Origin of the sequence: Paenibacillus sp. FSL H7-0703, from assembly GCF_038003485.1 — a bacterium.
Lineage (GTDB): Bacteria > Bacillota > Bacilli > Paenibacillales > Paenibacillaceae > Paenibacillus > Paenibacillus polymyxa_B.
On sequence record NZ_JBBOPF010000001.1, the window covers coordinates 4,663,510 to 4,689,868 of the forward strand.

Genomic DNA, 26,359 nt, shown 5'->3' on the forward strand with positions numbered 1-26,359 from the left:
GGGCTGCTCTTGAAAAAGACAGTAATGTTAGATATACTATAGTGGTTATTTTGTGTGCGTTGATTGTAATGAAAACTAAGTGAAGATTTTGTTGGAGGGGAAAGCATAAAATGAAAGCAACTTGGGAGAAAATAGAGAAGAACCTTGGGGTTCTTGAAGTTGAGGTTGACGCGGATCGTGTAGCCGCTGCACTCGACAAAGCTTTTAATAAAGTGGCAAAACAAGTAAGTGTACCAGGATTCCGTAAAGGTAAAGTACCACGTCCTATCTTTGAAAAACGCTATGGTATTGAAAGTCTGTACCAGGATGCAATTGACATCCTGTTGCCAGAAGCTTACAGCCAAGCTGTAGAGCAAACAGACATCTTCCCGGTTGACAGCCCTGACGTTGAAATTGATCAATTTGCTAAAGGCGAATCTTTCAAATTCAAAGCAAAGGTTATTGTTAAACCTGAAGTGACTTTGGGCGATTACAAAGGCGTAGAAGTGCCTGTAAGCAAACTCGAAGTAAGCGACGAAGAACTGGCTCAAGAACTGGAGCGCCTGCAACAACGTCATGCTGAATTGGTTGTCGTTGATGAAGATGCTGCTCAATCCGGTGATACAGCTATTATTGACTTCGACGGTTCCGTGGATGGTGTACCATTCGAAGGCGGACAAGCTGAGAAGTATTCTTTGGAACTGGGCTCTAACACATTTATCCCTGGTTTTGAAGAGCAAGTGGTTGGTTTGCACACTGGCGATTCCAAGGACGTTGAAGTAACGTTCCCTGAGAACTACCATTCTGCTGACCTCGCTGGCAAACAAGCGGTATTCAAAGTGAAGGTTCACGAACTGAAACGCAAAGTTCTTCCTGAACTGGACGATGAATTTGCTAAAGATGTAAGCGAATTTGACACACTGGCTGAATTCAAGGAAGACTTGAAAAAGCAATTGTTGGATCGTAAGGAAAACGAAGCTAAAGCAGCCCGCGAGGGTGCTGTAGTAGAGAAAGTTGCTGAGAATGCAACAATCGACATTCCTGAAGCAATGGTGAAGAGCGAAGTGCAAAACATGGTTCGCGATTTCGACAACCGTTTGCGTAGCCAAGGTATGAACCTTGAAATGTTCCTCGGATTCTCTGGTCAAAGCAAGGAAGACCTGGAAGAGCAAATGAAAGCTGATGCTGAGAAGCGCGTACGTAACAACCTCGTGCTGGAGCAAGTGGCTAAAGCAGAAAACATCGAAGTTTCCGAAGCGGAAATTGATGAAGAACTGAAAAACATGGCTGAAGCTTACAAACGTTCAGTTGAGGAAATCCGCAGCATTCTGGAAGGTAACGGCTCGTTCGCTAACCTGAAAGAAGAAATTTCACTGCGCAAAACGATTGCTTTGTTGGTGGAAAACAGCAAAGAAGTAGAAGCGCCAGTTGAAGCTGCTGAATAATTCAGACGATAAAATATACGGAGTATGCTGTAACAAGCTGCAACGTAGCAATTAGATAGGGATAAGGCACGTAGTGAAAGTTACGTGCCTTATTTTTACCTTTGGTAACCCAAATTTTAGTCGTTTATGGAAAGTGCTGTGAGTCGTGTTTTTTGTTTTACATAAGTCACTACCGTATATTTGCACATACATACGAAACATGGTTAAATATGAGAAGGTCTCGGCAGAGTGTACTTTAAACAGCCCGCACTGCATATATGAGCGCATGCAAATATGACACGAGACTCTGAACATGTTAAAATATTTTGTAAGGTGTTCACGTTTCATGCTTGCTGCTTCCGTTTTAATGAGACATAAGGAAGCGGATGAATACAGGTGTTCATTTTAATAAAGAAAAGAGGTTGGTCGTGATGAGTCTCGTCCCTATGGTTGTGGAACAAACGAATCGAGGAGAACGATCTTACGATATTTACTCGCGGTTGCTTAAGGATCGTATTATTTTCCTAAGTGGCCCGATTGATGACGATGTCGCCAATCTCGTCATTGCACAGTTATTGTTCCTTTCTGCGGAAGATCCAGAGAAGGATATTAATTTGTACATTAACTCGCCAGGCGGTTCTGTAACTGCGGGCATGGGTATATATGATACAATGCAATTCATTAAGCCGGACGTATCGACGATCTGTGTAGGCATGGCTGCAAGTATGGGTTCGTTGCTGCTCACAGCGGGTGCGCCAGGCAAGAGATACGCGCTTACCAACAGTGAAGTCATGATCCATCAGCCGCTCGGTGGCATTCAAGGGCAAGCCTCCGATATGCTGATTCATGCGGACTGGATTATCAAAACACGTGCTAAGCTGAATCAAATCTATGTAGAGCGTACGGGTCAGCCCCTCGAAAAAATCGAACGTGATACTGACCGGGATTTCTTCATGGAAGCGGAAGAGGCAAAAGCATACGGTATCATTGACCAGGTGCTGTCTAAACCGATTAATCTGTAAAGGGGTGGCTCTATGTTTAAATTTAATGATGAAAAAGGACAATTGAAATGTTCTTTCTGCGGTAAATCTCAGGATCAGGTTCGCAAGCTTGTTGCTGGACCGGGCGTATATATATGTGACGAATGCATTGAGTTGTGCACGGAGATTGTAGAAGAGGAATTGGGTCATGAAGAAGAAGTAGATCTGAAAGACATTCCGAAACCAATGCAAATCCGTGACATTCTGGACCAATATGTCATTGGTCAGGATCAAGCGAAAAAATCGTTGTCTGTAGCGGTATATAATCACTACAAACGTATTAATACTCAAAACAAAATTGATGATGTGGAACTGCAAAAAAGTAACATTTTGATGCTTGGACCTACTGGTTCGGGTAAAACGTTGCTTGCGCAAACCATGGCTAAAATTTTGAACGTTCCTTTTGCTATCGCAGATGCCACTTCCCTTACGGAAGCAGGTTATGTGGGTGAAGACGTTGAAAATATTTTGTTGAAACTGATTCAAGCTGCCGATTATGATGTGGAAAAAGCCGAACGCGGCATTATCTACATTGACGAAATTGATAAAGTAGCCCGCAAATCCGAAAACCCGTCCATTACGCGTGACGTATCGGGTGAAGGTGTACAGCAGGCGTTGCTTAAGATTTTGGAAGGCACAGTTGCTTCTGTACCTCCGCAAGGCGGTCGCAAGCATCCACATCAAGAGTTCATTCAAATTGACACCACGAATATCCTGTTCATTTGCGGTGGTGCCTTTGATGGTCTGGAGCAAATGATCAAACGCCGTATCGGTAAAAAGGTTATCGGCTTCAACGCTACTAGCGAACAAAAAGATCTGAAACCAGGCGAATATACTTCAATGGTATTGCCTGAGGATCTTTTGAAATTCGGCCTGATTCCGGAATTTGTAGGACGCTTGCCAGTAATTTCTACGCTGGAGCCGCTTGATGAGAACACATTGGTTCGTATTCTGTCCGAACCGAAAAATGCGTTAACCAAGCAATACCAGAAGCTGCTTGAACTGGATAATGTGCAACTGGAGTTTAAGCAAGATGCTCTGGAAGCCATTGCTCGTGAAGCGATCAAGCGTAACACGGGTGCCCGTGGCCTTCGTGCGATCATCGAAGGTATTATGCTGGACGTAATGTATGAGGTTCCTTCCCGTGAGGATGTGACTACTTGCGTCATCAATGAGCAGGTTGTAAAAGACAAAATTGCACCGGAACTCGGTGGTACAGATAAGGATAAAAAACAAGAAGAGAGCGCCTAAGGATTGATACTTCGCGATCTCTAAAACATGAGAAGCCGGATCTCCACTTCACTAAACCTGTATGAGGTTTTAAGGGGTGGAGGTTTGGCGTTAATGGGAGAGAAAAGTACATGTTCTTAAGACAAGACACACGTCCCGTTAAAGTCGGGAATCTGACGATTGGCGGCAGCAATGAAGTCATCATCCAAAGTATGTGTACAACCAAAACAGCAGATGTGGAAGCGACTGTAGCCGAGATTCTTCGCTTGGAAGAAGCTGGATGTCAACTGGTGCGGGTTACCGTCAACAATGAGGAAGCTGCCGCAGCCATTAAGGAAATAAAAAAACGGATTCATATTCCGTTGGTTGCAGATATTCACTTTAATCACAAGCTGGCTCTACTGGCAATTGAAAATGGAATTGATAAGGTTCGCATTAATCCAGGTAACATTGGACGACGTGAAAAAGTGGAAGCTGTCGTGAAGGCATGTAAGGAAAAAGGGATTCCGATTCGGATTGGTGTGAACGCCGGATCATTGGAACAGCATTTACTTGATAAGTATGGCTACCCTACGCCAGAAGCGATGGTAGAAAGCGCACTGTATCATATCGGGATACTGGAAGAACTTGATTTCCATGACATTATTGTGTCACTGAAAGCGTCTGACGTTCCTATGGCGATTGCAGCTTATACGAAGGCCGCTGAAATTATTAAGTACCCGCTCCATCTGGGTATTACCGAAGCGGGTACGCTCTTTACTGGTACGGTTAAAAGCGCGGCAGGTATGGGCGCTTTGCTGGCCTCAGGCATCGGCTCTACAATGCGTATTTCGCTCAGTGCTGATCCGGTGGAAGAAGTGAAGGTAGCACGTGAGTTGCTCAAGACATTTGGATTGATCACAAACGCAGCTACACTGATTTCTTGTCCGACGTGTGGACGTCTGGATATAGATCTGTTCTCTATTGCCAACGAGGTGGAGGACTACATTGCAAAACTCAAGGTACCGATTAAAGTATCAGTACTGGGTTGTGCAGTAAATGGCCCGGGTGAAGCGAAGGAAGCTGATATCGGAATTGCTGGGGCACGCGGTGAAGGCCTTTTGTTCCGTTATGGAAAAATGATTCGCAAAGTACCAGAGGCTGATATGGTCGACGAATTGAAAAAAGAAATTGATATCATCGTCAAGGCTTATGAGGAAACAGGGAAAATCCCTGGACGTGAAGAACGTCATACCGCCGAGAAGGTGTAGGCAAAGCAGTTATATAAAGAGGCATAGTCATAATCTATTGTCATCATTTAAACGCCGTGGAGAGCAGCTCTGCTACAGAACTGTTCTTCACGGCGTTTTTGTATTTCTCTCTGATCTTTTGAAAGACCGCCGTTTAGCTATCGCGGAAAAGGAAATACTGTTTTTCATAGAGTGGCATTTTTCAAATTGCTGAGATGAGAAACGGAGGAAATACGATGGACTTGACTATGATTTTGTTATTGGTGCAAATGTTTTTCGGGATTGTAATTGGTCTGTATTTCTGGAACCTCCTGCGGAGCCAGAAAACGAACCGTAGTGCGGTGGATCGGGAATCCCGCAAGGAATTGGATAAGCTGCGCAAGTTGCGCTCTATTTCACTTACAAAGCCGTTGGCTGAACGCACACGTCCTGCCACATTACAGGATATCGTGGGTCAGAAGGACGGACTGCGCGCACTCAAGGCAGCGTTATGTAGTGCGAATCCGCAGCATGTCATTATTTATGGCCCGCCGGGTGTAGGGAAGACGGCTGCTGCACGCGTGGTGCTGGAAGAGGCTAAGAAGAATCTGTCCTCCCCGTTCAAGGGAGATGCCAAATTCACGGAGATTGATGCTACGACGGCCCGCTTTGACGAGCGCGGTATTGCGGACCCGCTGATAGGTTCAGTGCATGATCCAATCTATCAAGGGGCAGGAGCGATGGGGGTGGCGGGAATCCCGCAGCCTAAGCCCGGAGCTGTGACGAAGGCGCATGGGGGTATGCTGTTCATTGATGAGATTGGTGAGCTGCATCCAACGCAGATGAATAAACTGTTGAAAGTACTGGAGGATCGCAAGGTATTTTTGGAGAGTGCGTATTACAACTCGGAAGATTCGAACACTCCTGCTTATATCCACGATATTTTCCAAAACGGTTTGCCAGCCGATTTTCGTTTGGTAGGTGCGACGACCCGTTCGCCGCATGAACTGCCACCTGCGATTCGCTCCCGGTGCATGGAGATTTATTTCCGTGCCTTGCAGCCACAAGAGATTGCTCGTATTGCAGAGGATGCTGTCCACAAGCTAGGCTTTGGCCCTTGCCCTGAGGCGGTAGAAGTTGTACAGCGTTACGCAACGAACGGTCGGGAAGCGGTCAATATGATCCAGCTGGCTGCTGGTTTGGCACTTACCGAGAAAAGGGAGCGTCTCAATGCTTCCGACGTGGAATGGGTAGCGGGCAGCAGTCAAATTCAACCACGTCCTGACCGAAAAATACCGGGCTTGCCGCAAATCGGATTCGTTAACGGATTAGCTGTATATGGCCCGAACATGGGGATGCTGCTGGAAATTGAAGTTACAGCAGTTCCGGTTCCTGAGGGAAAGGGAATTTATAATATTACGGGGGTCGTGGATGAGGAAGAAATTGGAGGTGGGTCCCGCACGCTGCGCCGTAAGAGCATGGCTAAAGGTTCTGTGGAAAATGTTCTAACCGTTTTGCGTACGCTCGGATTGTCTCCATCGAATTACGATTTGCATATCAATTTCCCTGGGGGTACGCCAGTAGATGGCCCGTCCGCAGGAATTGCAATGGCAACAGCTATTGCTTCCGCGATGCGGGGAATTCCGGTGGATCATGAAATTGCTATGACTGGCGAAGTTAGCATCCATGGTCGTGTCAAACCGATTGGTGGTGTATTAGCCAAGGTTGAAGCCGCTTTTCAGGCTGGAGCTAAAAAGGTGATCATTCCGCAGGACAACTGGCAAGCTCTTTTTGACGGTATTGAGGGTTTAAAAGTCATTCCTGTACAGTCAGTTACCGAAGTGTTCCGACATGTGTTTGGGGAAGAGATGACGTCAGATTTGCCTGTGCATGCGCCAATTGAGACTTTTCGCCCATCCCAATCTTCCTTGTTACAGGCTGATGGAACGCATAACGGGACGATATCAGATACAGGATCTTGCTGATGAACCACCCTTTCATTGGTTTTTTCATAAAACATTTGATAAAATATGAAAGATAACAACGTGAGGATTGTAAAATCCGGAACCTGAGAATCACTGGAGGTGCGAAAGCAATGGGACCCACCAAGACAAAAGGTCGTCGTTTTCCTTTGCTGCCTTTAAGAGGACTTCTGGTCTACCCGAGCATGGTTCTGCATCTCGATGTGGGCCGGGAAAAATCGGTCAAGGCTTTGGAAAAAGCGATGGTTGAAGACAATTTGATTCTCCTGTGTTCTCAATCAGAAGTAAATATTGAAGAACCTACACAAGAGGACATCTTTCGAGTCGGCACGGTAGCCAAGGTACGCCAGATGCTCAAGCTTCCTAATGGAACCATTCGAGTATTGGTGGAAGGGCTGGAACGCGCCGAGATTATTCAATATACGGACAATGAAGAATATTACGAGGTAATGGCGAAGGAGCTGCACGAGGCAGAAAACGTACAGCCTGAGACGGATGCGCTTATGCGCACTGTATTAACTCAGTTCGAGCATTATATCAACTTGTCCAAAAAGGTAACACCGGAGACTCTCGCTGCGGTATCCGATATTGAAGAGCCGGGGCGGCTTGCAGACGTGATTACAAGTCATCTGACGCTTAAAATTAAGGAAAAGCAGGATATACTGGAGACGGTCGACGTTACTCAGCGTCTGGAGAAGCTTCTGGATATTTTGAACAATGAGCGTGAAGTACTGGAGCTGGAACGTAAAATCAACCAGCGTGTGAAGAAGCAAATGGAGAAGACGCAGAAGGAGTATTATCTGCGTGAACAAATGAAGGCGATTCAAAAGGAACTTGGCGAGAAGGAAGGCCGCGCAGGAGAAGTTGAAGAACTGCGCAACCAGCTAAGTGAACTGGAGTTACCTGTTCCGGTGAAGGAGAAGGTCGAAAAGGAAATCGATCGTCTGGAAAAAATGCCGGCAAGCTCTGCCGAGGGTGGCGTCATCCGTAATTATGTTGATTGGTTGTTAAGCTTGCCGTGGAACAAGTTTACCGATGATGATCTGGATATCGTCAAAGCTGAAGAGGTACTCAATAACGACCACTACGGACTCGATAAACCGAAGGAACGTGTATTGGAGTATTTGGCTGTGCGCAAGCTGGTGAAGACCATTAAGGGACCGATTCTGTGTCTCGTAGGCCCGCCAGGGGTCGGCAAGACCTCGTTGGCCCGTTCGATTGCCAAATCCATGGGTCGGGAATTTGTCCGCATTTCTCTCGGAGGTGTGCGGGATGAAGCGGAAATCCGTGGTCACCGCCGGACTTATGTTGGCGCGATGCCGGGGCGGATCATTCAAGGGATGAAGACCGCAGGAACGTCTAATCCGGTATTTTTGCTGGATGAGATTGATAAAATGGCTTCCGATTTTCGGGGGGATCCATCGGCGGCATTGCTCGAAGTGCTTGATCCTGAACAAAACAATACGTTCAGCGACCATTTTGTCGAGCTGCCGTTTGATCTGTCCAATGTAATGTTTGTAACGACAGCCAATGCTGCACACAACATCCCGCGTCCGCTAATGGAACGTATGGAGACACTCTATATTCCAGGCTACACCGAACTGGAAAAGCTGGAAATCGCCAATCGGTACCTATTGCCCAAGCAGAAGAGAGAGCATGGCTTGAACGAGGAACAGTTGGTCATCGGGGAGGATACGCTCCTGCGTGTCATTCGTGAATATACCCGTGAATCCGGTGTGCGGAATCTGGAACAGCAAATGGCTTCTCTGTGCCGCAAGGCGGCGAAGTCCGTTGTATCTGGTGGCGAAGGGCCGATTCAAATCACACCGGATAATCTGAAGGATTATTTGGGTATCGCTAAATTCCGTTACGGTGTTGCAGAACTGGAGGATCAGATCGGTACGGTTACAGGCTTGGCATGGACAGAGGTCGGTGGTGAAACACTGATGATTGAAGTGACGGTCGTACCTGGTAGTGGTAAACTGATTCTTACGGGTAAACTGGGAGACGTTATGAAGGAATCTGCCCAGGCGGCATTCAGCTACACTCGTTCCAAAGCAGTTGATCTGGGCATTGAACTGGACTTTTATGAGAAAAATGATATCCACATTCATATTCCTGAGGGTGCGATTCCGAAGGATGGCCCATCTGCGGGAATTACTATTGCTACCGCATTAATTTCAGCTTTGACCAACCGTCATGTATCCAAGGATGTAGCTATGACAGGCGAAATTACTTTGCGCGGCCGAGTATTGCCGATTGGTGGTTTGAAAGAGAAGTCGCTGGCTGCCCATCGGGCAGGCTACAAAAAAATTCTGCTTCCCAAAGATAATGAACGGGATTTGAAGGATATTCCCGACAGTATCCGGCAGGATGTTGAATTTGTCCCCGTTGCCCATATGGATCAGGTGCTAAAGCATGCTTTGGTTGAGCAGGCAAGGGTACATTAGAGAGGAATTAAGAACACAATGAAAGTAACAAAAGCAGAATTTATAATAAGTGCGGTTGGCCCCGATCAGTTTCCTGTGGACGCTTTGCCAGAGATTGCTCTGGCGGGGCGCTCCAATGTAGGAAAGTCTTCACTGATTAATCGGTTGATTAACCGTAAAAATTTGGCGCGTACCAGTTCTACGCCAGGTAAAACCCAGCAACTCAATTATTACCGGATTAATGATGACCTCTATTTTGTCGATTTTCCCGGTTATGGTTATGCCAAGGTATCCAAAACGTCTCGCAAGGCTTGGGGGCAGATGATTGAGTCTTATTTGCTGGAGCGTGAGCCACTTAAGCTGGTGCTTCAAATGGTGGATTTGCGTCATCCGCCGTCCAAGGACGATATCATGATGCACGATTGGCTGCGCCATCACGGGCTTCCAGTCTGCGTTGTAGGCACTAAGGCAGATAAAATCCCTAAAACGCGGCGAGAAAAGCATTATAAGGTAATCAAGCAGGAACTCGGAATACTTCCCGGGGGATTGTTTATCCCCTTTTCATCCGAAGAAGGTATGGGCAAAGAAGAGCTGTGGTCTGTCATCTCCAGCTATATAGAGAATGACGACGAAGAGCAGACGGAATTGTAAGGTTAGGGACGTCCTTGAGGGCGTCCTTTTTTCATGATTCGGGCTTCACAAAATATTAAACTCACTAAAATGGTGGGAATAATATATAATAACTAAAGGAACTCGTGGAATTTAAGTAGAAGAGTGAGGATATGGGGTATAATGCAGTCTCAACCCTATCATTTTCCGTTTATTTCCGATGTATGGCGGAAATTTATGATTTGATGTGCAAGAAAAGCGTTGTAGGTCTGATGTATAATAAAGCATAAAGCTTAAACTTATAGGTTCAGGAAAGAATTGAGGAGATTGGTATGGCTCAGCGGTTAGCCACAGAGTATGTTAAAACCACTTTGACCTTGTCGGAAACTCAAATGGACGAATTTTTGCGGGCAGTGGATGATCCCCAGGTGCATTACTATATTAAAGTTCTAGATAACGGAAGACAGGAAATCGTTCTGGAGCATAGTGCGGGTGAGGAAGTTCATTTGTTTTTTGAAGCCCAAGAGGGAGCGTTTGTGTGTGAATTGACTTGCCGCTTAATTCATCCGCAACTAACCCTGTTTATACGCAAACTTTTTGTTCGTTTTAAGGGCGAAGGCATCGTTTACCGAATGTATCAAGGATTCACTATGGTGTATTTTTATAATGAAGGTACGGTTCGTAAAATTATGGAGAAGAATGCCGTAGGCTCCAGGCTGGTATTTGAATATAAAAATACGGTTCAGGAACTGCAACAGCTTTTTCAGCATCAGAACGTCGAAAATGAAATATCAGACGTATATCATCTCATTAATTCGTTGCTTGACCAGCGGAATTTGGCGCGTACTTTCTCGGAGTTGGAACAGATTGACCACAAGCTTCGAATGAGTTGCTCGAAATTATTTGCACTGGAAGCTTAATAAGGCATGAATACATGGAATGAATCGTTATGCAGTGTAGTCCCTTTCTTTACCGAAAGGGGCTTTTTTATTCCAAAAAAATGATTGCATTTGCTGCACATAGATGTTATTTTTAATCTCGTTGAAAATGAATATAGGAACCAGGGTTCACTCAGGACATTGAATGTTGCGAGAGGTTATTCCCTCGGGAAGTGAATGACGTAGGTCCTAGCGGATGAAATTTTTTCAAACATTTTATTCCTAGGAAGGGGGAACCGAAAGATGGAATTGGAGTACTCAACTTTCGGAAGACACGTTGCCGTAGATACTTGGGGTGTTGAGTTTGAATTACTGAATGATGCGCAGTTTTTGGAGGCTCAATTAGTTGAAGCAGCTGAAGCTTGCGGAGCAACGGTGATGTCCGTTCAATCCAAGCAATTCGAACCACAGGGAGCTACCGTGCTTGTACTGTTGTCGGAGAGTCATCTCTCTATTCATACGTATCCTGAGAGAGGATTTGCCGCTATTGATTGTTATACTTGCGGTGAGACTGTTGATCCGCAGCTGGCTATTGATTACCTGGTATCCGTTCTAAAACCGAAAAAAACATATGCGAAGAAGCTGATTCGCGGCTTGGGAGAACTTCAGGTGGAATCACCGGAGTGCAAGCTGGCCGAGTTGGTGTAAATCGTTCTTTTATGGAGCCATTTGTGCGTCCTATATTATAACCATGGAACATTTCCATGGTTATTTGTTTTAAAAGTGGTCTACACTAAATCAAATCATACAGAACGTGCTAGATGTTCATGAAAGCCATCCAATTTTCATAAACAATTCATAAAACAGCCGGAGGAGATTCGGACTTCTGTGATATAATTAACATAGTTTATGATAACAGTGGTTATTCTTATTACAGTTTAGGCAGGTGAATTTGCAATGCACATCGTCGTTGTTGGGTTGAATTATCGTACGGCGCCTGTGGAAGTCAGAGAGCGTTTTACATTTGCAGAAGAAGATTTGCCAAAAGCGCTGAAACAACTCAAACTTACCAAAAGTGTGTTGGAGGGCGTAGTTGTCGCAACCTGCAATCGGACTGAAATATATGTTGTGGTGGACCGCCTTCACATGTGCGGTTATTTTATACGCAGTTTTATGGAGCAATGGTTTGGCATTCCGCGTGATCAATTTACACAACATTTATATATATATGAGGACGAGCAGGCGATTCGGCATTTGTTCCGTGTGACTTGTGGCCTTGATTCTATGGTAATCGGAGAAACACAAATTTTGGGACAGGTAAAGAACGCTTTTCTTCAGGCTCAATCCCAGAAAATTACGGCAACGTGGTTTAATATGTTGTTTAAGCAGGCCGTCACATTGGGCAAGCGTGCCCATTCGGAGACGTCTATTGGAGAAAGTGCCGTATCTGTCAGCTATGCAGCAGTTGAGCTGGGCAAACGGATTTTCGGGATGTTTACCGATAAAAAGGTACTGATTCTCGGTGCTGGTAAAATGAGCGAGCTTACCGTTAAGCATTTGTACAGCGGTGGAGCAGCCGAGGTTATTGTAGCAAACCGAACCTTGTCCCGTGCTGAAGACCTTGCCTCCAAGTTCCATGGAACGCCGGTTACGATGGAGGAAGGTATGAATCGGTTGGCGGATGTGGATATTGTCATTAGCTCGACAGGTGCCCAGGGTTATATTCTGGATCGGACTCGGGTTGAAGCAAGTATGAAACGTCGACAGTCCCGTCCTTTGTTTATGATTGATATTGCGGTTCCACGTGATCTCGACCCGGCTATTGGTGAATTACAGAATGTTTTCCTGTACGATATTGATGATCTGGAAGGGATCGTGGAGAGCAATTTGGAAATGCGCCGTACCGAAGCTACAAAAATCGAGCACATGATCGAAGATGAGCTTAGCGAGTTTTATCAATGGTTGAAAACGATGGGAGTGCGTCCGGTGATTCGTGCATTACAAGAAAAAGCGGAGTCTGTACATCAGGATACGTTGGAAAGCTTGTTCAATAAGCTTCCCGAGCTGGATGAACGGCAACGCAAAGTGATTAGCCGCTTGACGAAAAGTATGCTGAATCAGATGATGCATGATCCGATCAATCGGGTAAAGGAACTGGCTGTTCAAAAGCAGGGAAATGAGGCCCTAGACATGTTTAGCCATATTTTTGCTCTAGAGGATCGTTTGGATGACGCCGCTCAGAAAGTAGATAAAAGCGATGCGTCTGCGTTAATGAAACCGGAAGCCGGTGTTCATGAAAAAACCGTTCAGGCTCAGGCTTTGCCAGCGTCGTTTGCGCCGGCCAGCCTGTAAAGGTGGGTGAACAGAAGTGGCTTCAGGCATGCTTATATATGATTCAATGATTTATGTTTTTGCCCTGAGCCTTCTGTTTGTATTCTCGGATGGGATTCGTCGCAATGCGAATGCTAAACGGACAGGTACAGGGCTTCTTGTTGTCGTTCTGGTGCTCCAGCTTGCTTATATGGGGATAAGAACCTGGAATGAAGGGCATCTTCCTATTTTTGTGACCTACGATTTTCTATTTCTGTTCTCAGTTATTTTGGTACTGATTTCTTTGATTCTGACACGTTATCAGCGATCCGAATTTGCGGTATTGTTGCTTAATATTATTAGTTTTGCAGTGCTAGTGCTCAACAATATATGGATGGAGCCTCTCGACAACCCACTTGGAAATTGGCATACAGTTCATGGTCTGCTCCTGATTCATATTGCGCTGGCTAATCTTGGTTTTGTAGCAATGACGGTAGCAGCTGTATTTTCGGGGTTATATCTGTTTTTGCATCGTAAATTGAAAGTAAAGAAATGGAATGACACGATCAGACGCCTGCCGAGTCTGGAAATGATGGATCGGTATACGCATATGGCGCTGTTGATTGGTACTCCTTTGTTGGGAGTCTCTATTGTAGTTGCCGTTATTTCTATTATTGCCGAGGAACGCTGGCGTCTTTTGCTAGATACCAAGGTGCTGATGACAGCGATTGCCTTGTGCGTGTATATTATATTTTTAGTGAGCAAAAGATTGAATCAGCGTTCAGGGCTTGTCATGGCAAAGTGGGCATTGGTGGGCTACACGCTATTGATTCTTAATTTTTTGCTGAATTCCTGGTCTGTATTTCATCAGTGGACGGGAGAGTGAAAGCCTTTTGCAGCATTTTGTCCCGATTTCGTTGAATTGTAAGAATAAGATCTGTTGTGTTGTAGGTGGCGGTAGGATTGCGGAACGAAAGGTAAAGGGGATGATGGAAAGTGGGGCATTCATTACCGTCATTAGCCCGAATATAACGCCGGATTTACAGGTTCTGGCGGATCACAAGCAGCTCCACTGGGTAAATCGCGTATATCGCGAGGGTGACCTCCAGGGAGCCTTTCTTGTATATGCGGCGACGAACCAGAGAGAAGTGAATTATGAGGTTGCGCATGAGGCCAGACAAAGGGGTATACTGGTAAATGTGGCGGATCGATCGGAAGAGGGAGACTTTATAACGCCGGGTATCATTCGACGAGGAAGACTGACGATTAGTATTTCCACAGAAGGGGCTGGCCCTGCTGTGACCACTGATATTACATCAGCTTTGAATACGTTGTTTGGTAGCGAATACGAGCCATATCTGGATTTCATGCACGATATGCGACAGATCATCAAACGTAAGATAAGTTCCCCACAGCAAAGGACCAAACTACTGAGGCGCTTGGCGAGTAGCGGAATTTTGGATCAAATACGGCGTCATGAATTTATGGCTTGGACCGAAAAAGAAATAGACCTATGGATTGCGCAAAATCAGGAGGAATAACATGCGAACAATTGTGGTAGGCAGCAGACAGAGTGCGCTGGCGTTAACTCAGACCGGGCATGTCATTGAAGATTTGAACGCGCTGTGCGCAAAGCATGGAATGGATTTGCAATTTGTCGTGAAGAAAATCCTGACCAAGGGTGATCGAATATTGGATGTAACCTTGTCCAAAGTGGGTGGCAAAGGGCTTTTTGTCAAAGAAATTGAACAGGCCATGCTGGCTGGTGAGATTGATATGGCAGTACATAGTATGAAGGATATGCCTTCCGAATTGCCGGAAGGGCTTGTTAACGGCGCTGTGCCGCGCCGTGAGGACCCGCGTGATTGCCTGATCACATTGGGCGCCAAGAGCCTGGAGGATTTGCCTCAAGGGGCAAAGGTGGGCACGAGCAGTCTGCGCAGAGCCAGTCAAATCAAGTCCATGCGACCTGATCTACAATTGGAGCCTGTGCGTGGTAATATTGATTCCCGTCTGAAAAAGCTGGAGACGGAAGGTTTTGACGCTATCATTTTGGCGGCAGCAGGCTTGCATCGGATGGGCTGGAAAGAGCGAATTACGTCCTATATACCGGAAGAAGACTGTTTGCCGGCAGTCGGGCAGGGAGCGCTAGGTATTGAATGTCGTGCGAGCGATGAAGAGCTACTGGCCTTGCTGCGCCTTTACAACGATCGGGATACCTCGGCTACCGTTGCGGCAGAACGAACCTTTCTGGGCGTGTTAAATGGGGGGTGCCAAGTGCCGATCGGGGCTCATGCGGTCTGGGCTGGTCAAGAAATCAGCCTCACGGGCATGGTAGGCTCGCCAGATGGCGAGGTTATTTTGAAGGAAACGCTCCAGGGAAATGATCCGCAAAAGCTGGGAGAAGCGGTGGCGGCCAGTTTGATAGCCAAAGGAGCGGAACAGATTCTTGCGCAGGTGAGGGGATGATAGCATGGCAGGAAAAGTATATTTGGTAGGTGCAGGACCAGGAGACGCAAGATTAATTACGGTCAAGGGTTGGGAATGCATTCAATTGGGCGATGTCATTGTATACGACAGACTGGCAAGCCCGCGCCTCTTGGGATTGATGAAGCCAGGTGCCCAAAAAATCTATGTCGGCAAGTTGCCAGATCGTCACACCATGAAGCAAGAGGAAATTAATCAGCTGCTGGTGGATTTGGCCTTGGAAGGAAAAACAGTTGTTCGTCTTAAAGGGGGAGACCCCACTATATTTGGACGAGTCGGCGAGGAAGCCGGGCTACTGCGTAAACATGGTATTTCTTATGAAATTATACCCGGCATCACATCAGCAATCAGTGTGCCCGCCTATGCGGGCATTCCAGTCACACACCGGGATATGGCCTCATCGCTGTCTATCATTACAGGTCATGAAAGTCCCGATAAACTCGACAAAAGTATTCATTGGGATAAAGTGACGAACGCAACGGGCACACTGATCTTTATGATGGGTGTAGCCAAGATCGGCTATATCAGTGAACAGCTGATAAAACACGGCAAGCCGTCAAATACTCCTGTTGCCTTGATCCGTTGGGGGACCCGCGCCGAGCAGGATACGCTGGTGGGTACGCTGGCGGATATTGAAGCTAAGGTGAAGGCCGCGAATTTTCAACCTCCCGCCGTCATCGTTGTCGGAGAAGTGGTCAATCAACGTGAACAGTTGAAATGGGCTGAGGACATGCCTTTGTTTGGCAAGCGGATTTTGGTTACTCGCGCGCGTGCGCAGGCCAGCAGTCTGGTTCACCGGATTGAGGAGCTTGGCGGCGAGCCTTATGAATTTCCAGTTATTCAGACTGTCGCCCCTTCGGACGAGTCAACCAAACAGGAAATTAAAGAGGCATTTGCGCGACTACCTGAATATGATTGGGTGTTTTTTACCAGCGTTAATGGAGTTGAATACTTTTTCACGCACTTAAAGGAACAGGGCAAGGACGTACGCATGCTGTTCAAAGCGCGTATTGCCGCAGTCGGACCGGCTACAGCAGCCGCGCTTCGGACACACGGAATTGTGGCAGAACAGATCGAAGGCCCTTTTCAGGCAGAAGGCTTGCTCGAAGGGTTTGAGCAGGACTTGCAGGCAGGGCAGAACGTATTTCTACCTAGAGGTGATCTAGCACGGCCGTGGCTGCCAGAAAAGCTGAGGGAGATGGGGCTTCATGTGACCGAGGCTGATTTGTATCAAACTGTGCTGGCAGCCAACACACAGGATGACGAGCTCCTCAAGCTGCTTGAGGAACGTGCCATTCATGCGATTACGTTTACGAGTTCCTCAACCGTCACCTTTTTTCTGGAAGCGCTCAGGCAAATGGGGATCCATGATCCGTTGTCGCTGCTGGAGGGAGTTACGATTGCTGTAATAGGTCCTTTGACCGGTGAGACAGCTACCCAAGCCGGTTTGACTGTGAGTTTTATGTCAGAGAAGGCAACCATTGAAAGTCTGATCCAATCGTTATGTGACTGGAAACGATCAAGTACTCTTATGACATTATAATTTTTTGTTTTTGCTAATGAATGTATAAAAAATGGAGGTTTGTATTCATGAGTGTTCCTTTTACTAGACATCGTCGTTTGCGTCAGTCGTCTGCAATTCGCAGTATGGTGCGTGAGACGGTATTGAATCCCGCTGATTTTATCCAACCGATCTACGTAACATTTGGCACTGGGGTGAAACAGGAAATTAGCTCTATGCCAGGTGTATACCGTTTTTCTCTGGATCGGCTGGAGGAAGAACTGAAAGAGATTAGTGAGCTTGGCATTCCCGCCGTGCTCCTGTTTGGCATACCGGAAACAAAAGACAGTGTAGGGACTTCGGCTTTTGTGGACGATGGTATTGTTCAGGAAGCTACTCGTTTGATCAAGTCTCGTTATCCCAAACTGCTGGTTGTGGCTGACACTTGTTTGTGTGAGTTTACGGACCATGGTCACTGCGGTATGGTACAAATGCATGAGCATGATGGTGAGGTATGCGGTGAAGTATTGAATGATGAATCTCTGGAGGTGCTGGTGCGTACAGCCGTTTCTCAGGCCAGAGCTGGTGCGGATATTATCGCGCCATCTAATATGATGGACGGTTTTGTACAAGCGATTCGGCAGGGGCTGGATCTGGAAGGCTTTTCACATATTCCGATTATGTCGTATTCCGTCAAATATGCGTCTGCTTTTTATGGTCCTTTCCGGGAAGCCGCAGATTCTGCGCCGCAGTTTGGTGACCGCAAATCCTATCAGATGGACCCTGCCAATGCACGTGAAGCATTGCGAGAAGCGGAGTCTGATGTGCTGGAGGGTGCGGATATGCTGATGGTGAAGCCTTCTCTTTCTTACCTGGACGTGATGCGCACGATTAAGGATCAATTTGATCTGCCTATGGTGGCTTACAACGTTAGTGGTGAATATGCCATGGTCAAGGCAGCCGCTCTTCAAGGCTGGATTGATGAAAAAGCAATGGTGCTGGAGATTCTGACAAGCATGAAGCGTGCGGGTGCAGATATGATTATTACCTATTCGGCCAAGGATGCGGCAAGATGGTTGAAGCAATAAGTCTATTTTCAGAAGATAGGAGTGGTCAGATTGATCGACGAACAACGGAAAGTGCGCAAGGATACGAACTCCAAAGTAGCCTTTGATGAGGCAAAACAATACATTCCGGGTGGCGTTAACAGCCCGGTACGGGCTTTTAAATCTGTTGGGATTACACCTGTATATATTGACCATGGCGAAGGATCGCGTGTATATGATATTGATGGTCAATCCTATTTAGACTATGTATGTTCATGGGGACCGCTTATTATGGGCCATGCACATCCCGAAGTGGTTAAAGCTTTACAGGTTGCTGTTGTAAAAGGAACCAGCTTCGGCGCACCAACGTTGGCAGAAACCGAAATGGCCAAGCTCGTATGTGAGCGTGTTCCTTCTATGGACATTGTACGTATGGTTAACTCCGGAACTGAGGCGACTATGAGTGCGATTCGACTCGCACGCGGATTTACGAGCCGTAGTAAAATCCTTAAATTTGAGGGATCATATCACGGTCATGCGGACAGTTTGCTGATTAAAGCAGGCTCTGGTGTTGCGACATTAGGCTTGCCCGATAGTCCGGGTGTACCTGAAGTCGTAGCTACCCATACCATCACCGTCCCTTATAATGATTTGGCTTCGGTGAAGCTAGCTTTTGAGAAATTTGGCGAAGAGATTGCCGCAATTATTGTCGAGCCTGTAGCAGGCAATATGGGAGTTGTACCGCCACAGCCTGGATTTTTGGAAGGTTTGCGTGAGGTAACCCAGCAGTACGGAAGTCTGCTGATTTTTGATGAAGTGATGACTGGATTCCGGGTTGGACTTCATTCGGCTCAAGGTCGCTTTGGTGTGACGCCGGATCTTACCTGTCTGGGTAAAGTGATTGGTGGTGGACTCCCTGTAGGTGCTTACGGCGGACGTCGGGATATTCTGGAGCAGATTGCTCCATCGGGGCCAATTTATCAAGCGGGTACGCTTAGCGGAAATCCGCTGGCTATGGCAGCAGGTTATTCGACACTTAAATTGCTGACGCCAGAAGTATACGATCGCCTGGAAGAGCGGGCAGCAAGACTTCAAGCCGGATTCGAACGTAATGCGAGCGAGCTGGGTATCCCTGTCACGATCAATCGCGTGGGTTCCATGGTTTGTCCATTTTTTACAGAAGAAAAGGTTGTCAATTTTGACACAGCTAAAACGAGTAATCAGGACCACTTCCGCCGTTACTTTACTGAAATGGTGAATGAGGGAGTCAGTGTGGCACCATCTCAATTTGAGGGTATGTTTGTGTCGGGCGTGCATACGGTAGAGGATATTGATGCCACCATTGAGGCGAACTATCGCGCGCTCAAACGTCTATGAGCTGGCAAGGTGGCTGGAAAAGAAGAGGACCGTGGCTGGAAGTCACGCCAGGACGGGAAATCACAGACGGGGAAAAAAACAATGCTGATGCTGTAGATCAGTGGTTGCTGAATCGTTTGAAATTACCGGAAAAGCTGTGGCGCAGACTGCGTCATGCAAAAGAGATTGAACTTACAGGGGACCGGCTGCGGCTGGCCCTTTTTCCTGTAATAAACCTTGGAATCACCCCTCGTTGGTATGATTTGAAGGTACTGTATGAAGATGATTTTTGCCTGGTAGTGCATAAACCGGCAGGTATGGCAGTACATCCGGACGGCGCTGTGCAGGATGGTCCGCTGACGTTGGATCATGCTGTCGCATCCTACTATGAGATGAATGGCATTCATGCGGCGGTACGGCATGTACATCGTCTGGATGTGGATACGACGGGCCCAGTGCTATATGCCAAAAATGAATTTGCGTTGCTCAAGCTGGACGAGCAAATGCGAGCTAAGGATATAGGCCGCAGGTATGTAGCTTTGGTACGAGGGAAAGTACCCCCATCGCTGCGAACGTTGGATTGGCCGATTGGCAAGGACAGGCATCATAAGCAGCGCCGTCGTGTATCTCCAACTGGGCAAAAGGCGGTTACCCATATTGAACTCGGGGAAGTATGGGGAAGCGGTCCAAGTGCAGTGAGTCTCGTATATCTGACGCTGGAGACAGGCCGGACGCACCAGATTCGCGTACATCTTAGTCATGCTGGCTACCCGTTGCTTGGGGATGTATTATACGGGGGGCGGGCTACTGATTTTGGCAGGCAGGCGCTGCACGGAGAGCGTCTTACCTTCTGTCATCCGCTGAGTGGCGAAACGATTACCGTGGAGGATGCTTGGCCGGATGATTTTCAAAAGCTACACAAACAGCTATAAAAGATGGCATGCCTTCTATTTTGGCGCATATACTTGAACCTAGAAACGGTTTGCAATATGGAGTTTCCGTGCGCCTGACCAGAAGTCAGAGGATGTGCGGAGACTGCCCAAAGGAGGATGCCATCCTTGAACAAACAACAGAATGATCAGCCGCAAGGCTTGCGTTTTGATATTTATGAACGCATTCATTTGACGGAGGAAGCTGCCGGGATTGCTGAGTTGGAGGAAATTGAGCTTCTGCCACGCATTCAGGTTGTAACCCACGGCGACCATGCCGCTTTGCGAGGGCATTTGCTGCTGGAGGGCGTGTACCGCACACCTGAACAGATCACGAGCGAGCTTCATCATTTGATCCCTGTGGAAATTACCATTCCGCTAAACCGCGTAGGGAGATTGGAAGATATCTCTGTCGAGATTGAAAATTTTGATGTGGACCTGCTTTCTTTACGTAGTCTAAATATTACAGGCGTTCTTTCTTTGCATGGCGTGGAAAGCTCGCACGCGGAGGAGACGGCGGTTTGGCTGGATGAGGAATTTACCGTAGTGCATGCACCTGAGCATCCGGTTCAATCCCTTTCCGCCGATGGAGAGCATCATGCAGAGGCCTATTCTACCAATGACTCGTCCTCCGATTACGTTACAGATCCTGAAACTTCCTACAGAGTGCCAGCACAACAGGAGTCCGTTTCTTGGGAACAGCCGTCTAAGGACCATGAGGAACAGAAGTCATTGTCGGAACAGCAAGCTTATGAGTCGGCAGTAGATCCTAACCGATTCTATGAGCCTTGGACGGGCAAAGCAGTTGAAGACAGCTCTCCCGAGGTCAAGCATGAGCATGGGTCTCCGGAAGTGTGGGGATTTCAGCAAGAGGAAGCATGGGCAGGGGGAAATGAGCCTAAAGTATCTTCCGCATCTCCTAATATAGTATATGAACCTTTGCTGTCTGAACCGCATCATGCCACGGAGTCCGAGGTCTATCTGGAGACACAGTTGGAAGCGAGTCAAGTAGATAACTTCGACTTCAGGCCTGAAGCGTCAGAACAGGTTAACCACGAGGCCCATGATACCTTTACTGAGGATAAGCCAGAGATGCGTGTAGCGCTCAACAGTAAAAAGGATGAAGGGGCAGACGAGCCAGACCCGGTTGTCTACTCATCATTGCTCCAATCCAGCCGTTCGGTGAAGGAAGCCGAATACCAGCAGCAGTTGGAGCAGGAGCCGCAGGATCAGGATCATAAAGCCGAAGAAGAGCGAGAGAATGCCAAGTGGAAGAACCTTTTTTTTCATACACAAGATGAAACACCTTTTCGTAAGGTGCGGTTATGCATTGTACAGCGCGAGGATACACTGGAAACCATAGCTGACCGTTATCAGCTCAGCACACGTGAGCTTCAACTGTATAACAGATTGGCGGAGCATCATGTGGAAGAAGGACAGGTATTGTATATCCCTTGATCCGGTTGCTGAAAAATGCACGGCGGGTGTTGACTATAGTCAATGGGAAATGTATGATGTGGTATAGTTATTGAAAGACTGAGATCGGGAAGAGTAGGCAGCAAGCCCTTCAGAGAGTGGAATTGCAGCGCTGTGAGGTTCCGCAGGAAGCTACTGGCCGAAGTCACCCGGGAGTCGCCTGTTTGAACGGTTCCTCATTTAATTCCTACGGAAGATAAGAGGCTCACGGTAGAATAAGGCCGGTCCGCAACCGTTATCTGCATAAAGTGTCACACCATGTGTAATGGATCAGTGGATACATACACAAGGGGTGAAACAAAGGTGGTACCGCGAGAGAACAGCCTTTCGTCCTTTGAGGATGAAAGGCTTTTTTTATTTGCCAATTGAAAAATCATGGAGGTATCCTGATATGTCAGAACAAGACAACAAGACAACCTTGGAAATGCCAACAACGTACGATCCAAAATCAGCAGAACAAAAATGGTACAAAACGTGGATGGAGAAGGGCTATTTCCGCGCTGGGCAACATCCAGAGGCAGAGCCTTTTACAATCGTTATTCCACCACCGAATGTTACAGGTATGTTGCATATTGGACATGCTCTTGACTTTACTTTGCAGGATATTATTATTCGCGCCAAGCGGATGCAGGGGTATGATGCCTTGTGGCTGCCAGGGGCAGACCATGCGGGTATTGCTACCCAAACAAAGGTAGAGCAAAAGCTGCGTGAAGAAGGCCTGACACGTTATGATTTGGGCCGCGAGAAGTTCTTGGAGAAAGTGTGGGAGTGGAAGGATCTTTATCTAGATAATATCCATAACCAATGGGAAAAGATGGGCTTTTCTCTCGATTATTCTCGTGAGCGTTTTACGCTGGATGAGGGACTGTCCCAAGCGGTACGTGAGGTATTCGTTAAACTGTACAAGAAGGGTCTGATTTATCGCGGTAAACGCATCATTAACTGGGACCCTGCTGCACGTACTGCATTATCGGACATTGAGGTGGAATACAAAGAGGTGAACGGAAATCTGTATCACCTGCAATATCCACTGAAAGACGGTAGCGGATTTATTACGGTAGCCACTACACGTCCTGAAACGATGCTGGGCGATACAGCTGTAGCTGTACACCCGGAAGATGAACGCTACAAGCAAATGATCGGCAAAACGCTTGTGCTCCCAATCATCGGACGGGAAATTCCGGTCATTGCGGATGACTACGTTGATAAAGATTTCGGTAGCGGCGCGGTTAAAATTACACCGGCTCACGACCCGAATGACTTTGAAATGGGACAACGTCACCAGCTGCCACAAATTACGGTGATGGACGAAACGGGAACGATGAATGCCGAAGCAGGCAAATATCAGGGCCTTGATCGTAGCGATTGCCGTAAGCAAATCGTCGCTGATCTGAAAGAGCAGGGTGTACTGATTCGTATTGAAGAGCACGTACATCAAGTAGGCCACAGCGAACGTACAGGTGTAGTTGTAGAACCTTATCTGTCCACACAATGGTTTGTGGAAATGAAGCCTCTTGCAGCTAAAGCGATTGAAGTGCAGAAGGCTGGCAACGGCGTAAACTTTGTACCGGATCGCTTTGAACGTACTTATCTGCATTGGATTGAAAATGTGCGTGACTGGTGTATTTCCCGTCAATTATGGTGGGGACACCGTATTCCGGCTTGGTACGATGAAGAAACCGGAGAAGTTATTGTATCGGCGGAGGACCCTACAACTTTGCCTGAGTATGCTGGCAGAAAGCTAAAACAGGATGAGGATGTGCTGGATACTTGGTTCAGCTCGGCTTTATGGCCGTTTTCGACACTGGGCTGGCCTGAGCAGACAGAGGACCTCAAACGATACTATCCGACTAATGTCTTGGTTACAGGCTATGACATTATTTATTTCTGGGTATCGCGTATGATTTTTACCGCGTTGGAGTTTACGGAAGAGATTCCGTTCAAGGACGTACTTATGCACGGGTTGGTTCGTGATGCGGACGGTAGAAAAATGTCCAAATCCCTCGGCAACGGTGTTGATCCGCTTGACGTGATTGACCAATATGGTACCGATGCCATGCGTTATATGATTTCCACCAGTAGCACGCCTGGGCAAGACCTTCGTTTCCGCTGGGAGCGGGTGGAGCAGGCCCGAAACTTTGCCAATAAAATCTGGAACGCGTCACGCTTTGCGCTGATGAACCTGGAAGGCGTCACTTCGGCAGATATAGACATTACTGGTGACTTAAGCACTGCTGATCGTTGGATTTTGCATCGTCTAAACGAAACTTCACGCGACATCACGCGTCTAATAGATGCTTATGAATTTGGCGAGACAGGCCGCCTTCTGTATAACTTTATTTGGGATGATTTGTGCGACTGGTACATCGAGTTTGCGAAGCTTTCCCTATATGGCGAAAATGCAGAGGCGAAAAAGAAAACGCAGTCCGTACTTGCATATGTATTGGATCGGACACTGCGCATGATTCATCCGTTCATGCCGTTTATCTCTGAGGAAATATGGCAGCATCTTCCGCATGAGGGAGAGACGATTACACTGGCCGCTTGGCCTGTTTATGATCCTTCTTTTGAGGATAAGGATGCAGTTGCAGAAATGAATTTGCTGATCGACGTAATTCGCGCTGTGCGCAATATCCGTGCTGAAGTCAACGTGCCGATGAGTAAAAAAATTGAATTACTCATAAAACCCGGTGATCAAGCCGTTCTCGATATCATTAACCGCAATGGGGAATATGTACGTAGATTCTGTAATACGTCTGAATTCGACGCGGGATTAGAATTCACCGTTCCAGATAAAGCGATGACATCTATAGTTAGCGGCGCAGAGCTATACCTGCCGCTGGCCGGACTGCTTGATATTGCCCAGGAAATTAGCAGACTGGAAAAAGAACTTCAGCATTTGAACAGTGAAGTGGAGCGCGTGGAGAAAAAGTTATCTAACCAAGGCTTTGTGGCGAAGGCACCAGCTAAAGTCATCGAGGAAGAGAAGGCCAAGCAAGCCGATTACTCAGATAAGCGCGCTAAAGTTATCGCACGTATTGAAGAACTCAAGGGATAATTTCACTCACACTAAAATGACCTGAAGGTGAAGAGGATGTCAGATACGATCAGGGGCGGAGACACGGCTCCTTTACAAAGCTATGATGAAGCAGTGGAATGGATTAACGGCTTGATTCCGTTTGGTATCAGACCCGGATTGGAACGAATTGAACAGCTAATGAGTAAATTGGGTGATCCGCAACGACATCTGAAATTTGTGCATATTGCGGGAACCAACGGTAAAGGCTCAACTTGTGCCTTTCTGACCTCTGTGCTACTGAAATGTGGGTACGATGTCGGAACTTTTACGTCTCCGTACATCACCCGATTTACGAACCGTTTTCAATTCAATGGGACCGATATTCCCGATGAAACGCTGGTTTTGCTTGCCAATCGCTTGTATCCGTTGGTGAAAGAAATCGCAGATAGTGAATTGGGATCACCTACGATGTTTGAGGTATCGACAGCATTGGCTATTTTATACTATGCTACGGTATCTTTCCCAGATGTTGTGGTATGGGAGACAGGTCTCGGGGGAAGGATGGATGTAACTAATATCGTGAATCCAATCGTCTCGGTTATTACGAATGTCGGCTATGACCATACGGATATCTTGGGAGATACGCTCGAACAGATTGCAAGGGAAAAGGCCGGTATCATCAAACCGGGTGTACCTGTTGTCAGTTGTGTTTCCCAACCCGAGGCTATTCAGGTCATACGTGAAACGGCGACAAAGCAAGGAGCTACCTTGTACCTGGCAGGAGAACAGTTTACGTATGAACGGCTAAAAGGGGATGAAACAGCTCAAACCTTTTCATTCGCGGGGCCCTTCCGACATATGGAAATTGACATCACGTTGTTAGGCGAGCACCAATGTTCTAATGCGGCAGGAGCTATGATGGCACTTGAGGTCCTACGTCAGTATATGGCTTTTGTGTTGGATGATGCAGAATTGCTGGAGGGTTTTAGGCAAACTGCCTGGGCAGGGCGTCTCGAACAAGTCAGTACCTCGCCGAGGATTGTCCTTGATGGAGCTCATAATCCAGAAGGAGCACAGACGCTGGCCAAGAGTCTTCCTCAAGTGTATTCGTACAAAAAATTGGTTTTAATGATGGGAATGCTGTCAAACAAGCATCATGAAGCATACTTGCAGCATATACTGCCACTAGTGGATACGCTTATCCTGACCGAGCCCGATTTTCGCCGCAAAATGAATGCCGCTGAATTGGCTCATCTCGTGGAGAAGCTGCGGCCGTCTTATGCCAAAACGGATTTAAAAATAATTGTAGAAGGTGACTGGAAAAAGGCTCTAGGCCTGCTTCAGTCACATACGGAAGCGGAAGATCTGGGGGTGGTGTCCGGCACGCTGTACCTTATTGCGGATGTACGGGCTACCCTTATGTATCAAACCGATTCGGAAAAAGGTTGGTGAAATT

General features: G+C 47.1%; 20 protein-coding genes. All 20 read left to right on the forward strand.

What is annotated here, in order from left to right:
* Positions 1–110: 110 nt before the first annotated feature.
* The 20 genes from tig to MHB46_RS20930 all read left to right on the forward strand — a co-directional run bounded on the left by tig (position 111) and on the right by MHB46_RS20930 (position 26,355).
* Positions 111–1,424 (forward strand): trigger factor, encoded by a 1,314-nt coding sequence (gene tig / locus MHB46_RS20835; RefSeq protein ID WP_341163288.1) that lies wholly within the window; start codon positions 111–113, stop codon positions 1,422–1,424.
* 410 nt (positions 1,425–1,834) lie between these two features.
* The gene (clpP, locus tag MHB46_RS20840; protein WP_016324659.1) at positions 1,835–2,425 is read left to right on the forward strand and encodes an ATP-dependent Clp endopeptidase proteolytic subunit ClpP; all 591 of its coding nucleotides are present in this window, start codon (positions 1,835–1,837) and stop codon (positions 2,423–2,425) included.
* Positions 2,426–2,437: 12 nt separating this feature from the next.
* On the forward strand, positions 2,438–3,694 hold the full coding sequence (gene clpX, locus MHB46_RS20845; protein WP_013311623.1) for an ATP-dependent protease ATP-binding subunit ClpX: 1,257 nt from the start codon (positions 2,438–2,440) through the stop codon (positions 3,692–3,694).
* Between the two features lie 110 nt (positions 3,695–3,804).
* Positions 3,805–4,923, forward strand: a complete 1,119-nt coding sequence (gene ispG / locus MHB46_RS20850; RefSeq protein WP_025718670.1) for a flavodoxin-dependent (E)-4-hydroxy-3-methylbut-2-enyl-diphosphate synthase — start codon at positions 3,805–3,807, stop codon at positions 4,921–4,923.
* Positions 4,924–5,138: 215 nt separating this feature from the next.
* Positions 5,139–6,866 (forward strand): ATP-dependent protease LonB, encoded by a 1,728-nt coding sequence (gene lonB / locus MHB46_RS20855; protein WP_061828822.1) that lies wholly within the window; start codon positions 5,139–5,141, stop codon positions 6,864–6,866.
* A gap of 110 nt (positions 6,867–6,976) precedes the next feature.
* Positions 6,977–9,313, forward strand: a complete 2,337-nt coding sequence (gene lon / locus MHB46_RS20860) for an endopeptidase La (RefSeq protein WP_341163289.1) — start codon at positions 6,977–6,979, stop codon at positions 9,311–9,313.
* 18 nt (positions 9,314–9,331) lie between these two features.
* Positions 9,332–9,943 (forward strand): ribosome biogenesis GTP-binding protein YihA/YsxC, encoded by a 612-nt coding sequence (gene yihA, locus MHB46_RS20865; protein WP_061828820.1) that lies wholly within the window; start codon positions 9,332–9,334, stop codon positions 9,941–9,943.
* Positions 9,944–10,233: 290 nt separating this feature from the next.
* The gene (locus MHB46_RS20870) at positions 10,234–10,821 is read left to right on the forward strand and encodes a non-ribosomal peptide synthetase module (RefSeq protein ID WP_134904425.1); all 588 of its coding nucleotides are present in this window, start codon (positions 10,234–10,236) and stop codon (positions 10,819–10,821) included.
* A 267-nt stretch (positions 10,822–11,088) separates the two neighbouring features.
* The gene (gene speD, locus MHB46_RS20875) at positions 11,089–11,487 is read left to right on the forward strand and encodes an adenosylmethionine decarboxylase (protein WP_025365654.1); all 399 of its coding nucleotides are present in this window, start codon (positions 11,089–11,091) and stop codon (positions 11,485–11,487) included.
* 249 nt (positions 11,488–11,736) lie between these two features.
* Positions 11,737–13,131 (forward strand): glutamyl-tRNA reductase, encoded by a 1,395-nt coding sequence (hemA, locus tag MHB46_RS20880; RefSeq protein WP_341163290.1) that lies wholly within the window; start codon positions 11,737–11,739, stop codon positions 13,129–13,131.
* Positions 13,132–13,147: 16 nt separating this feature from the next.
* Positions 13,148–13,975, forward strand: a complete 828-nt coding sequence (gene ccsA / locus MHB46_RS20885; protein ID WP_061828817.1) for a cytochrome c biogenesis protein CcsA — start codon at positions 13,148–13,150, stop codon at positions 13,973–13,975.
* Positions 13,976–13,982: 7 nt separating this feature from the next.
* Positions 13,983–14,630, forward strand: coding sequence for a precorrin-2 dehydrogenase/sirohydrochlorin ferrochelatase family protein (locus tag MHB46_RS20890; RefSeq protein WP_165179223.1), 648 nt, complete (start codon positions 13,983–13,985; stop codon positions 14,628–14,630).
* A gap of 1 nt (position 14,631) precedes the next feature.
* A complete protein-coding gene (hemC, locus tag MHB46_RS20895) occupies positions 14,632–15,558 on the forward strand; it encodes a hydroxymethylbilane synthase (protein WP_061828815.1) in 927 nt (308 codons plus the stop codon).
* 4 nt (positions 15,559–15,562) lie between these two features.
* Positions 15,563–17,119, forward strand: coding sequence for a uroporphyrinogen-III C-methyltransferase (gene cobA, locus MHB46_RS20900; RefSeq protein ID WP_103050161.1), 1,557 nt, complete (start codon positions 15,563–15,565; stop codon positions 17,117–17,119).
* Between the two features lie 47 nt (positions 17,120–17,166).
* Positions 17,167–18,165: a porphobilinogen synthase gene (gene hemB, locus MHB46_RS20905; RefSeq protein ID WP_341163291.1), complete on the forward strand. Its 999-nt coding sequence runs from the start codon at positions 17,167–17,169 to the stop codon at positions 18,163–18,165.
* Between the two features lie 30 nt (positions 18,166–18,195).
* Entirely contained in the window at positions 18,196–19,500 is a 1,305-nt protein-coding gene (gene hemL / locus MHB46_RS20910) for a glutamate-1-semialdehyde 2,1-aminomutase (protein WP_341163292.1), read from the forward strand.
* Entirely contained in the window at positions 19,497–20,411 is a 915-nt protein-coding gene (locus MHB46_RS20915; protein WP_328800638.1) for an RluA family pseudouridine synthase, read from the forward strand. The genes hemL and MHB46_RS20915 overlap by 4 nt, the downstream gene beginning before the upstream one ends.
* A 126-nt stretch (positions 20,412–20,537) precedes the next feature.
* Entirely contained in the window at positions 20,538–21,866 is a 1,329-nt protein-coding gene (locus MHB46_RS20920; protein WP_165179227.1) for a LysM peptidoglycan-binding domain-containing protein, read from the forward strand.
* 409 nt (positions 21,867–22,275) lie between these two features.
* Entirely contained in the window at positions 22,276–24,942 is a 2,667-nt protein-coding gene (locus MHB46_RS20925) for a valine--tRNA ligase (protein ID WP_039272580.1), read from the forward strand.
* 36 nt (positions 24,943–24,978) lie between these two features.
* Complete coding sequence (locus MHB46_RS20930; protein WP_341163293.1) at positions 24,979–26,355, forward strand: bifunctional folylpolyglutamate synthase/dihydrofolate synthase; 1,377 nt, start codon at positions 24,979–24,981, stop codon at positions 26,353–26,355.
* The last annotated feature ends 4 nt before the right edge of the window (positions 26,356–26,359 follow it).

What these genes read in the sequence shown, in the direction of transcription:
- MHB46_RS20870 (WP_134904425.1), top strand. Translation starts at nt 10,234, where the DNA reads ATGGCTCAGCGGTTAGCCACAGAGTATGTTAAAACCACTTTGACCTTG.
- MHB46_RS20930 (WP_341163293.1), top strand. Translation starts at nt 24,979, where the DNA reads ATGTCAGATACGATCAGGGGCGGAGACACGGCTCCTTTACAAAGCTAT.
- clpP (WP_016324659.1), top strand. Translation starts at nt 1,835, where the DNA reads ATGAGTCTCGTCCCTATGGTTGTGGAACAAACGAATCGAGGAGAACGA.
- ispG (WP_025718670.1), top strand. Translation starts at nt 3,805, where the DNA reads ATGTTCTTAAGACAAGACACACGTCCCGTTAAAGTCGGGAATCTGACG.
- hemB (WP_341163291.1), top strand. Translation starts at nt 17,167, where the DNA reads ATGAGTGTTCCTTTTACTAGACATCGTCGTTTGCGTCAGTCGTCTGCA.
- lon (WP_341163289.1), top strand. Translation starts at nt 6,977, where the DNA reads ATGGGACCCACCAAGACAAAAGGTCGTCGTTTTCCTTTGCTGCCTTTA.
- lonB (WP_061828822.1), top strand. Translation starts at nt 5,139, where the DNA reads ATGGACTTGACTATGATTTTGTTATTGGTGCAAATGTTTTTCGGGATT.
- cobA (WP_103050161.1), top strand. Translation starts at nt 15,563, where the DNA reads ATGGCAGGAAAAGTATATTTGGTAGGTGCAGGACCAGGAGACGCAAGA.
- hemC (WP_061828815.1), top strand. Translation starts at nt 14,632, where the DNA reads ATGCGAACAATTGTGGTAGGCAGCAGACAGAGTGCGCTGGCGTTAACT.
- tig (WP_341163288.1), top strand. Translation starts at nt 111, where the DNA reads ATGAAAGCAACTTGGGAGAAAATAGAGAAGAACCTTGGGGTTCTTGAA.
- MHB46_RS20915 (WP_328800638.1), top strand. Translation starts at nt 19,497, where the DNA reads ATGAGCTGGCAAGGTGGCTGGAAAAGAAGAGGACCGTGGCTGGAAGTC.
- hemA (WP_341163290.1), top strand. Translation starts at nt 11,737, where the DNA reads ATGCACATCGTCGTTGTTGGGTTGAATTATCGTACGGCGCCTGTGGAA.
- MHB46_RS20925 (WP_039272580.1), top strand. Translation starts at nt 22,276, where the DNA reads ATGTCAGAACAAGACAACAAGACAACCTTGGAAATGCCAACAACGTAC.
- clpX (WP_013311623.1), top strand. Translation starts at nt 2,438, where the DNA reads ATGTTTAAATTTAATGATGAAAAAGGACAATTGAAATGTTCTTTCTGC.
- yihA (WP_061828820.1), top strand. Translation starts at nt 9,332, where the DNA reads ATGAAAGTAACAAAAGCAGAATTTATAATAAGTGCGGTTGGCCCCGAT.